Origin of the sequence: Shewanella sp. AC91-MNA-CIBAN-0169 (genome assembly GCF_040310165.1) — a bacterium.
Taxonomy (GTDB): Bacteria; Pseudomonadota; Gammaproteobacteria; order Enterobacterales; family Shewanellaceae; genus Shewanella.
On record NZ_JBEOPM010000186.1, the window covers coordinates 1 to 242 of the forward strand.

Below are 242 nucleotides of genomic sequence, written 5' to 3' on the forward strand. Positions count from 1 at the left end.
GTTGATGTCTCACGTGAAACAATTGCGCATACAGCGTTAGAAGAGCTAAAACCAGGTCATATCATCAATTTAGAGAAGGCGATGTTGCCAACCACCCGTTTTGGTGGTCATATTGTCGCCGGTCACGTCGATGGTGTCGGCGTCGTGTGTAAATTGCAAAAAGACGCGCGCTCTATCTATATTGAGATTGAAATACCGCAAGCGTTGGCGCATTATACAGCGACCAAAGGTTCGATTACGCT

1 protein-coding gene is annotated in these 242 nt (G+C 46.7%); it reads left to right on the forward strand.

Annotated features, from left to right (window positions below; genetic code table 11):
- Positions 1-242: riboflavin synthase family protein (locus AAEY98_RS22620; RefSeq protein ID WP_502959665.1), on the forward strand; the 242-nt coding region annotated here is incomplete at both ends.